Source organism: Microbacterium sp. YJN-G (assembly GCF_015040615.1).
Classification (GTDB): Bacteria; Actinomycetota; Actinomycetes; order Actinomycetales; family Microbacteriaceae; genus Microbacterium.
Genome location: NZ_CP060402.1, coordinates 3185195 through 3195812, shown reverse-complemented (window position 1 = coordinate 3195812; position 10618 = coordinate 3185195). Strand labels below are relative to the sequence as shown.

Below are 10618 nucleotides of genomic sequence, written 5' to 3'. Positions count from 1 at the left end.
AGGGGCTGGTCGGATCCGCCGGAATGTGCATCGGGGCGGCGACCGCTGCCCGCCGTCGTCAGCCCAGGCGGGAGGCAGCGGCGTGGAAACGGGCGCTGACCAGCCGGATGAGCGCGGCCGGGATGCCGTGGGTGTCGAGCAGATCGTCGAGCAGGGGAGGGGTGAGCGGATGCTCGCCGCTCAGCCGCGTCGCGAGGTCGAAGAAGTAGCCGCGTGCGAGCAGATAGGTGGCGACGACGGCATCCGGTTCCGACTCCAGAGCCGCCGCGAGGCCGGGCCGGCGGGCGGCGAGGTAGGTGAGTTCGATCCGGCGACCGGTGCGCTCACGCAGCAGCGCGGCCATGCCCTCGGCATCCGGCACCGAGCGCTCGTCGCGCGACCCGGCCACCGCGAGGACGACCGGGGCCTGCGGCCGGCCGACGCCGTCGAGACGCGCGGCCAGCACCTCGGCCAGCAGGGCGTCCGGCCCCAGCGGGTCGGCCACCACGGCATCCGCGCGCCCGGCGATGATGCCATGCAGATCGTGATGCACGTGGAAGCCGCTCGACAGGAGCAGCGGCACGATCACCACCGGACCGTCGATGCCGTCGAGGGCGGTCTGCGCGTCGGGCTGCTGCACGTCGACGAACGCCGAATGCACCGCGACGCCGGGCAGCGACTCGGCGACCCGCTCGACGAGCGTCGCGATGGCCCGTGCGCCGTCGGCGTCGGAGGTGCCGTGCGAGACGGCGAGCAGTGCGGGGCGATGCATGGCCTGGGAGTCTAGGCCGCGTCCCGCACTGCTCGCCGATTCGCGCGTCACATGCCGCAGTGAACGCCGGCCGGCGCCGCAGCTCGAGCAAACCTGAGTCGAGTCGTATCAACTTTCTTGACAGTATCCGGGACGGGCGCGTACGCTTGAGTCATCACGACTCAGGTTTCTGCGTCGTACTCAGACTTCGCCAACAACAAGGAGATTCACATGGCACGTGCTGTCGGCATCGACCTCGGAACCACCAACTCCGTCGTCAGCGTCCTCGAGGGCGGCGAGCCCAAGGTCATCGCCAACGCCGAGGGATTCCGCACCACCCCGTCGGTGGTCGCATTCACCAAGGACGGCGAGGTGCTCGTCGGTGAGACCGCCAAGCGCCAGGCCGTTACCAACGTCGACCGCACCATCTCGTCGGTCAAGCGCCACATGGGCACCGACTGGTCCTTCGACGTCGACGGCAAGAAGTGGACGCCGCAGGAGATCTCCGCGCGCATCCTCATGAAGCTCAAGCGCGACGCCGAGTCGTACCTCGGCGACACCGTGACCGACGCCGTCATCACGGTTCCCGCGTACTTCAACGACGCCGAGCGCCAGGCCACCAAGGAGGCCGGCGAGATCTCGGGCCTGAACGTGCTGCGCATCATCAACGAGCCCACCGCGGCCGCCCTGGCCTACGGCCTCGACAAGGGCAAGGAGGACGAGCTCATCCTCGTCTTCGACCTCGGCGGCGGAACCTTCGACGTCTCCCTGCTCGAGGTGGGCAAGGACGACGACTTCTCCACCATCCAGGTGCGCGCCACCGCCGGCGACAACCGCCTCGGCGGCGACGACTGGGACCAGCGCGTCGTCGACTTCCTCATCAAGCAGTTCAAGGAGACCTCGGGTGTCGACGTCTCGGGCGACAAGATCGCCCTGCAGCGTCTGAAGGAGGCCGCGGAGCAGGCCAAGAAAGAGCTGTCGTCCTCGACGAGCACCTCCATCAACCTGCCCTACCTCTCGCTGACCGAGTCGGGCCCCGTCTCGCTGTCCGAGACCCTCACCCGCGCGAAGTTCGAGGACCTCACCAAGGACCTGCTCGACCGCACCAAGAAGCCGTTCGAGGATGTCATCCGCGAGGCGAACATCAAGGTCGGCGACATCGACCACATCGTGCTCGTCGGCGGCTCGACCCGCATGCCCGCGGTCGCCGAGCTCGTCAAGCGCGAGACCGGCAAGGACGCCAACAAGGGCGTCAACCCCGACGAGGTCGTCGCCGTCGGCGCCGCCCTGCAGGCCGGTGTCCTCAAGGGTGAGCGCAAGGACGTGCTGCTCATCGACGTCACCCCGCTGAGCCTGGGCATCGAGACCAAGGGCGGCCGGATGACCAAGCTCATCGACCGCAACACGGCCATCCCGACCAAGCGCAGCGAGACCTTCACGACGGCCGACGACAACCAGCCGTCGGTCGCGATCCAGGTCTTCCAGGGCGAGCGCGAGTTCACCCGCGACAACAAGCCGCTGGGCACCTTCGAGCTCACCGGCATCGCCCCCGCCCCGCGCGGCATCCCGCAGATCGAGGTCACCTTCGATATCGACGCCAACGGCATCGTGCACGTGTCCGCCAAGGACAAGGGCACCGGCAAGGAGCAGTCGATGACCATCACCGGCGGCTCGTCGCTGTCGAAGGACGACATCGAGCGCATGGTGCGCGAGGCCGAGGAGCACGCCGCCGAGGACAAGAAGCGCGCCGAGGCCCTCGAGGTGCGCAACCAGGCCGAGTCGCTTGCCTACTCGATCGAGAAGCTCATCAAGGAGAACGAGGACAAGCTGCCCGAGGACGTCAAGTCCGAGGTGCAGGGCGACGTCGACGCTCTGAAGACGGCTCTCGCCGGCGATGACGACGACGCGGTCAAGGCCGCGTTCGACAAGCTCAGCCAGTCGCAGGGCAAGCTGGGCGAGGCGATCTACGCTCAGGGTCAGGCGGATGCCGCCGCCGGCGAGCAGCCCGAGGCCCCGGCCGACGCCGCGTCCGACGAGGACGTGGTCGACGCCGAGGTCATCGACGACGAGGACGAGAAGAAGTAACCATGACGGACAAGAACTTCGACGACAACGAAGAGGTTCGTCCTGACGCTCAGGGGTCGGATGCTGCGGCATCCGGCCCCGAGCCGCAGGTGAACCAGGATTCCACCGACGCGACCGCAGCCGAAGGGTCTGACGACGACTTCACGGTCGACGACATCCTCAACGCGACCCAGATCGACGAGGCGGCCTCCGAGGACGGCTCGGACGCCGGCATCGTGGATGCCGAGAACGCGCTGCTGCACGACCTCAAGCGCCTGCAGGCCGAGTACGCCAACTACCGCCGCCGCACCGAGGAGCAGCGCCACATCGAGATCGCCCGCGCCAAGGGCGAGGCCGCGAAGGGCCTGCTGCCGGTGCTCGACGACCTCGACCGCGCCCAGCAGCACGGCGACCTCGTCGAGGGCTCGCCCTTCTCGGTGATCGCCGAGAAGATCCGCGGCGTCGTGGAGCGCCTCGGCGTCACCGCATACGGCGAGAAGGGCGAGGAGTTCGACCCGCAGCAGCATGAGGCCGTCTTCCAGCAGCCCGCGCCCGACGTCACCACCGCGACCGTGCTCGAGGTGGTCGAAGTCGGCTACCGCCTGGGCGACGTCGAGCTGCGCCCGGCGAAGGTCGTCGTCGCCGTTCCCGCCGAGTAGGTGATGAATGGCTAGCCAGGACTGGTTCGACAAGGACTTCTACAAGACGCTCGGCGTCGCGAAGGACGTCTCGGACGCCGATCTCAAGAAGACGTACCGCAAGCTCGCCCGCAAGTACCACCCCGACTCCAACGCCGGGGATGCTGCGGCCGAGGCGAAGTTCAAGGAGATCAGCGAGGCGTACAGCGTGCTCAGCGACCCCGAGCAGCGCCGCGAGTACGACGAGATCCGCGCCATGGGCTCGGGGGCGCGGTTCACCGCGCCCGGCGGCGGCGCGGGCGGCTTCGAGGATGTCTTCAGCCGGTTCGGGCAGGGCGGCGGGCAGGCCGACTTCGACGACATCTTCTCGATGTTCACGCAGGGCGGTGGCCGCGGCGGCTCGTTCGGCTCCGGCCGTTTCGGCCAGCCGACCGGCGGCTTCCGCGGCTTCGGCGGCCCGCAGAAGGGCGCCGACGTCACCGCACGCACGACGATCGACTTCACCACGGCCGCGCAGGGCGAGACCATCACCCTGCAGGCCGAGGACGGCAAGCCGTTCAAGGTGAAGGTGCCCGCGGGCGTCGCCGACGGCCAGAAGATCCGCCTGCGCGGTCGCGGCCGCCCCTCGCCCGACGGCGGGGAGCCCGGCGACATCGTCGTGCAGGTGACCGTGCGACCGCATCCGGTGTTCACCCGTGATGGGCTGCACCTGCGCGTGACCGTACCCGTCACCTTCACCGAGGCGACCCTCGGCGCGACCATCGAGGTGCCCACCCTGGGCGGCGACCCCGTCAAGCTGCGGGTCGCCCCCGGCACGCCCTCGGGGAGGGTGCTGCGCGTCAAGGGCCGCGGCATCCATTCCTCCAAGGGCACCGGCGACCTGCTCGCCGAGCTGCAGGTCGCCGTCCCCTCGCATCTCGACGACGCCGCCCGTGAGGCGCTCAAGCGCTTCCAGGAGCTCGAGCCGCAGGAGAACCCGCGCGCCGAGATGATGGCGAAGGCGCGGGGATAGTCCGATGGATGCCGAGTCCCCTCTCTTCGCGATCGCCGTCGCGGCGGAGCTGGCCGGGATGCACCCCCAGACGCTGCGGCAGTACGACCGCATCGGCCTGGTGGTGCCCGGCCGCACCCGCGGCGGCTCGCGGCGCTACTCGATGCTCGACATCGAGCAGCTCCGCGAGATCGCGCAGCTCTCCAGCGAGGGGATGAGCCTGCCCGCCATCGCGCGGCTGCTCGACCTGGAGGACGAGGTGCGGATGCTGCGCCGCCGGGTCACCGAGCTCGAGGGCGCGCTGCGCGCCGAGCGCGAGAGCCGTCCCGGCGTGCGCGTGTTCGCCGCGGGAGCATCCGGTCAGGTCTTCACCGTCGGCACCACGCGCCGCCTGCGCCGCTCCACGGAGGTCGTGCTGTGGCAGCCCCATGCACGTCGCGATGAGGATGAGGACGGCTCGCCGGAGGACACCGAGCGCGGACGCTGAACACGTCCCCTCGGATCACGCCTCGTCGAGCGGGAGGGCGAGGGTGGCTTCCGCAAGCGCGGCACCCGCGCCGGCGTAGACGTTCACGACGGCGCCCACACCTTCTCTCGAAAGGTGCTCGAGCTGATCCGGATGCTGCGCGACGGCCGAGACCCGGCCGTCGAACCCCGCAGCGCGCAGTTGAGACAGCGCGAACATGTTCGAGTCGTGGATCGGCATCGCCAGCACCACGGTGCGCACGAAGCCACCCGCCACCATGCGCGTCCAGAACTCGTGATCGGTGGCGTCTCCCTCGACGACGTGGAACCCGTCCTCCTCCAGCCTCTGCACGACGAGGTGATCGTTGTCGACGCCGAGCGGGCGCAGACCGCCCTCCTCTTCGAGGTGCGCGTATGCGGCCCGGCCGACGCGGCCCATCCCGAGTACGACGACATCCGCGTCACTGGTGTCGATGGGGCGATCCGCCGGACGCAGCCGCCGCGGGTCCTGTTCGGGCAGGCGCTCGGTGAGACGGGTGGTGAGGTCGAGCCGCTGCGTGTTGGCGATCGACGAGATCACCATGCTGAGCGGCACGGCGACGGCCACCACGGTCAGCCAGGTCTCCGAGACGAGCCCGCCCGCGACCCCGACCGCGGTGACGATGATCGAGAACTCCGAGAAGTTGCTCAGCACGAGGCTCACCCGGATCGTCGTGCGGTTGCGCAGACCGAACAGCCGGCCGGGCAGCACGAATGCGATGAAGTTGATCGGAAGCAGCAGCAGGCAGAGGATGACGGCGACGAGCACATCGACCCAGTTCGGACTCGAGCTCATGCCGATCAGCAGGAAGAAGCCGACGAGGAAGAGCTCCTTGATCCCGAACAGCGACTTGGAGAGTTCGATGGCCCGCCGGTGCGAAGACAGCAGCAGTCCCACGATCAGTGCGCCGAGATCACCCTCCAGCCCGACGGCACTGAACGCGAGGTACCCGGGACCGAGGGCCATCGTGGCACCGAACAGCACGAGCAGTTCGCCGTGGCCGACGTGGTCGAGCACGCGGCGCATCAGCCACGACGCCGGGGCGAGAAGCACCAGCAGCAGCGCCCACGGGCTCGGCGGATGCTCGGCGGTCGCGGTGACGAAGGCCACGGCGACGATGTCCTGGATTACCAGCACGGCGATGGCCGTCTGCCCGTAGAAGGAGCCGTCGTCCGAGCGCTCCTCGAGCACCTTCACGCAGAGCACGGTGGACGAGAACGACAGGGCGAACCCGATCACCGCGGCCTCACGCCATTCGCCGTCGAGTGAGCCCAGCACCAGCGTCGCCAGCAGCCCGACGGTGCCCGTCCCGATCACCGAGAGCAGCACCAGGTGAATCGTCGCCGTGCCGTACGTCTCGGGTCGAAGCAGCGAGCGCAGGTCGAACTTCAGGCCGATCGTGAACAGCAGCAGCATCACGCCGATGTCGGCGAGCATCTCGAGCCCGGTGAACGGCTCCATGCCGAGGCCGCCGAGCAGGAACCCGGCCACGAGGAAACCCGCCAGCGGCGGGATCCGCACCAGGTGCGCCAGCGTGCCGAGCGTGGCAGCGGTGAGCAGGGTCAGGACGATCTGCTCCATGCTGACTCCTTCGCCCGAGTCGCCACGCTCGTCCGCGTCGATGCGGACGTCGTTCTGCTCCCGAGATTAGCGCTCAGATGCCCAGCACGGCCTTCGCGATCAGGAAGTAGATGACCAGGCCTGTCGCGTCGACGAACGTCGTGATGAACGGGTTCGAGAAGACGGCCGGGTCGACCCGGATCGCACGGGCGGCCAGTGGCATGACGCCGCCGATCGAGGCCGCCACCGTGCACACCGCCACGAGGGTGAGCCCGATCACCAGGCCGATGTGCCAGTCGTAGATCAGCCCGGCCAGGCCGAATCCGAGCGCCCCGAGCAGCAGCCCGAGGCTGAAGCCCACGCGCACCTCGCGCGAGAGGGCGAAAGGCCGCGGCTCGGAACCGGGCACGAGGCTCCAAGGCGGCTAGGCGAAGCTGACTCCGCCGTTGACCGCGATCCTGACACCGGTGACATACGCGCTGTCCGTCGAGGCGAGCCAGCTCACTGCGCCGGCGATGTCCTCCGCCGTGCCGTGACGGCGCAGCGGGACCTGCGCGCGCAGTTGGGCGAAGCGCTCCTCGACCGCGATCCCCAGGCGGCTCGCCTGCAACGCGACTTCGGCACGGTGCATCTCGGTGAGGATGTAGCCCGGTGCGATGGAATTGCAGGTGATGCCGGCCGGCCCCAGCTCGACGGCGAGGATGCGGGTGAGCGCGTGGATCGCCCCCTTGCTCAGCGTGTAGTCGGTGCCGCCCTCCGCCGGGTCGTCGGCGAACAGCGAGCCGATGTTCACGATGCGGGCGCGCTCCGAGCGCTGCAGGTGAGGAAGCGCGAGCTGCACGAAGGCGGCGACCGAGACGGTGTTGATCTCGAGCGTCGTACGCAGGTGGGCGAGATCCAGAGACCCGATCCGCTCGCCGAACCCGCCGATGCCCGCGTTGTTGACCAGGACGTCGACGCCCCCGTGCGCCGCGGCGACCGCCTCGATCAGTCGCGCACGGTCGGCGGCATCCGTCACGTCGCCGACGACGACCGTGGCGCGACCCGCCGCTTCGGCCGCTGCGAAGCGCGTCTTCAGCGCCGCGTCCCTGTCGAACACACCCACGGCGAAGCCGTCGGCCAGCAGCCGCTCGGCGATCGCCAGCCCGATTCCGGCTGCGGCGCCGGTGACGACGGCCACCGGGCGCGACGCGTCAAGCCCCTCGTCGGATGAATCGCTTCTCCGTCCGTCCGTGCGCATCGCCGTCACCACGGCAGGCGGCAGTTCTTCATCGAGCCGAACAGGTCGGGGCTGAGCACCACCGACCGACCGGCGTGGATCTGCGAGGTCAGGAGCGGCAGCCCGAGCGTCGGGTCGTTGGTCTCGTCGGGATAGCTGAGGGGCGTCTGCGTCTGCCCGCCGAAGAAGTAGGTGCCGTTGAGACCGCGGTACATGGTGCTGCGAAGGACCTTCGCCGCCTCCTCGGGGTCGAGCTCGCCGGCCTGCCGCCAGCTCCACGCCAGCAGCTGCACCTGATCGAAGGCGGCGCTCGCCTGCGCGGGGCCGGGCTCGGTGCCGTAGCGCAGGGCGTAGTCGCGGCGGAAGCGCTGAGACATCGCCGACTCGGTCAGGGTCGTCGACGAACTCCAGATCACCCCGTCGGCATGCGCGCCGAGCTCCTGCAGGAAGCCCGGCTGCGAGGCGGTGTACACGTAATAGGTCAGCCCGGTGTATCCCGTGCGCACGAGCTCGCGCTGCAGGGCGATCACCTCGTCGAGTGAGAAGTGTGAGACGAGCAGCAGCGAGATGCCGGCGGCGATGATGCCGGCCACCTCCTGCTGCCAGTCGACGCCCTCGACCGGCACGCGACGGCGCAGCCGCGCATCCCAGCCGTGCGCCTCGGCGGCGGCGAGCACGCCTTCGTCGGCGACCGTGGCGCTCGGCACGTCCATCTCGACGACGCCCAGCACCCGATCGACTCTCTCCATCGTCCGCTCGGCGCTGAGATCGCGCACGAACCGGGTGAACGCGAGCGAGTACGTGTGCTCCGACGGGCAGGTCTGGAACACCATGCCGTACCGGAAGGGATCATCGGCGACCAGCTGCGCATGCTTCTGATACGTGTCCAGGTGCAGGAAGGGGCGGCCGAAGTCGGCCGCCATGTCGAGGAGGAACCTGTTCTCGGCGCTGACGTAGCTGCAGGCGATCGCGTCGACTCCCGCATCGACGAGCTGCCCCATCGCCTTGCGGACCGTGTGCGCATCACTGAGATCGGCGCTCGCGGTCACGCTCTGCAGCTGACGGCCGAGCACGCCGCCCGCGGCGTTGATCGTCTGGACGGCCAGGTCCACGCCGCGCAGGTGCTCCACGGCGTCGCCGAGCGAGTACCCCTGCAGCCCGGCGATCGTTCCGATCCGGATGGGGCGTGTCGCCGCGGACTGAGCCGGAACCCCGACGACGACCGGGTCGGCGCCGTGGTCGAGCGACTCCGCAAGCGCTTCGAGGGCGATGGCACCGACCGCGACGAGATCCTGCACGCTGCCCTGGATGGGCAGCGCGATGAGCGATCCGTCGACCGCGATCGCCGCCAGGCCCGCGCGATTCCGGATGCCGAGCTTGCGCATGATCCGTTCGACCTGGGTCGACACCGTGCGCGGGCTCGTGCCGAAGCGGTCGGCGATCTGCTGATTGCCCAGCCCCGCCGCGATGAGCGTGATGATCTGGATCTCGCGCTTCGTGATGCCGCTGGGGAACTCGGCCGCCGAGATGCTGACGAGCGCGCGCTCGGTGCCCCGCGCGCCCACCCGGGTGCGCTCCAATGCGACGGACTGCCAGCCCGATCCCTTCACGAAGTAGAACTGCAGCGCTCGGCGATTCATCAGCAGGAAGGCGCGCGAATAGGCGATCAGCTTTCCAGGCGGACGCTCTCCGCGCAGCACCCTGACATCGCCGGAGTACTCCACGACGAACTCGTGCTCGGTCCCCGTCTGCATCCGGCCTCCTTCCGATCCCGTGATGCGGCTACGCGGGGACCGGAGTCGGCACGCGGTCCACGAGCGCTGCGGCGGCCTCGATGGCCTCGCGCTGCCACGGCTGGATCGCCAGCTGCGGATACGACCGCATGAACACGAGATACGGGTCATCGACGCCCGACGGGATGCCGCTCAGCTCTTCGAGCACCGCCATGCCGCAGAACGGCACGTATTCGGCGGAGTAGCCGCCTTCGTGCGAGAAGACGATCCGTCCAGCGGTGAGGCGTTCGGCGGCCTGGACCATCTCACGGGAGAGCGCACGGAAGCCTTCGCTGGTGACCACCATGCGTCCCAGCGGGTCGGTCGCGGACGCATCCATGCCGCTTCCGACGATGATGAAGTCGGGACGGAACCGATCGAGCGCGGGGATCACGACCTGCCGGAGCGCGGTCAGGTATCCCTCATCGCCGGTGCCTGCAGGCAGGGGGATGTTGATAGAGGTGCCCTCGGCGCCGGGCCCGCCGTTCTCGCTGCGGAAGCCCGAATCGACCGGGTAGAGCTGCTCCTGGTGCAGGGAGATCGTGAGCACCGACGGGTCGTCCCAGAAGGCGGCCTGGGTTCCGTTGCCGTGGTGCACGTCCCAGTCGACGATCGCGATGCGCTCGACACCGAATTCGCTCTGCGCGACCCGGGCGGCGATCGACGTGTTGGCGAAGATGCAGTATCCGCGCCCCCTATCCGGTTCGGCATGGTGGCCTGCGGGCCGCACGAGCGCGTACGCGTTGTCGACCTCACCCGAGAGCACGGCGCGCACGGCACGGACCGCGGCGCCCGCTGCGAGGCGTGCGATGGGCACGCCCTGCGGGCCGAACACCGCCGATTCGCCGGCATCGCCCCCGGTCGCGTTCAGCGCCTCGACGCGATCCAGGTACTCCTGCGTGTGCACGCGCAGGATCTCGTCGTCGGTCGCCGTCGACGGGCGCAGCGCGATGAGCTGCTCGTCGTATCCGCTCGCCTGCACGAGCGAGGCGAAGCGCCCCTTCGTGGCGGGATGATCGAACGACTGCCCCGGCTGCACATGCCCGCCGGGGGCGAAGAAGCCGGAGCCGTTGCCGGTGTTGTGCCAGTTGAACGACTCGTGCCAGATCCAGCCGGTTCTCTTCACGCTCACTTCTGCC

The 10618-nt window shown here is 69.4% G+C and carries 9 protein-coding genes and 1 pseudogene; 4 read left to right on the top strand and 6 right to left on the bottom strand.

Going from position 1 to position 10618, the window contains the following annotated elements; genetic code table 11:
* Positions 1-58 precede the first annotated feature (58 nt).
* Complete coding sequence (locus H7694_RS15350; protein ID WP_193597308.1) at positions 59-751, bottom strand: sirohydrochlorin chelatase; 693 nt, start codon at positions 749-751, stop codon at positions 59-61.
* A 210-nt stretch (positions 752-961) separates the two neighbouring features.
* On the opposite strand from H7694_RS15350, the gene dnaK reads away from it, so the two are divergent.
* The 4 genes from dnaK to H7694_RS15330 are packed head-to-tail and all read left to right on the top strand — an operon-like array spanning position 962 to position 4910.
* On the top strand, positions 962-2815 hold the full coding sequence (gene dnaK, locus H7694_RS15345) for a molecular chaperone DnaK (RefSeq protein ID WP_193597307.1): 1854 nt from the start codon (positions 962-964) through the stop codon (positions 2813-2815).
* A 2-nt stretch (positions 2816-2817) separates the two neighbouring features.
* The gene (locus H7694_RS15340; RefSeq protein ID WP_193597306.1) at positions 2818-3453 is read left to right on the top strand and encodes a nucleotide exchange factor GrpE; all 636 of its coding nucleotides are present in this window, start codon (positions 2818-2820) and stop codon (positions 3451-3453) included.
* Positions 3454-3460: 7 nt separating this feature from the next.
* A complete protein-coding gene (locus H7694_RS15335; protein ID WP_193597305.1) occupies positions 3461-4444 on the top strand; it encodes a DnaJ C-terminal domain-containing protein in 984 nt (327 codons plus the stop codon).
* 4 nt (positions 4445-4448) lie between these two features.
* Complete coding sequence (locus tag H7694_RS15330) at positions 4449-4910, top strand: heat shock protein transcriptional repressor HspR (RefSeq protein ID WP_193597304.1); 462 nt, start codon at positions 4449-4451, stop codon at positions 4908-4910.
* A 15-nt stretch (positions 4911-4925) separates the two neighbouring features.
* Here the strand turns inward: H7694_RS15330 and H7694_RS15325 are convergent, their stop codons facing one another.
* The 5 genes and pseudogenes from H7694_RS15325 to H7694_RS15305 form a co-directional block, all read right to left on the bottom strand.
* Positions 4926-6509 (bottom strand): cation:proton antiporter family protein, encoded by a 1584-nt coding sequence (locus tag H7694_RS15325; protein WP_193597303.1) that lies wholly within the window; start codon positions 6507-6509, stop codon positions 4926-4928.
* Between the two features lie 73 nt (positions 6510-6582).
* Positions 6583-6867: pseudogene (locus tag H7694_RS15320) on the bottom strand (magnesium transporter); the annotation flags it as partial.
* A 45-nt stretch (positions 6868-6912) separates the two neighbouring features.
* Complete coding sequence (locus H7694_RS15315; protein ID WP_193597301.1) at positions 6913-7728, bottom strand: SDR family NAD(P)-dependent oxidoreductase; 816 nt, start codon at positions 7726-7728, stop codon at positions 6913-6915.
* Positions 7729-7733: 5 nt separating this feature from the next.
* A complete protein-coding gene (locus H7694_RS15310) occupies positions 7734-9461 on the bottom strand; it encodes an ABC transporter substrate-binding protein (protein WP_193597300.1) in 1728 nt (575 codons plus the stop codon).
* 28 nt (positions 9462-9489) lie between these two features.
* Positions 9490-10611 carry a class II histone deacetylase gene (locus H7694_RS15305; RefSeq protein WP_193597299.1) on the bottom strand — a complete coding sequence of 374 codons (1122 nt, stop codon included), beginning with the start codon at positions 10609-10611 and terminating at the stop codon, positions 9490-9492.
* Positions 10612-10618 lie beyond the last annotated feature (7 nt).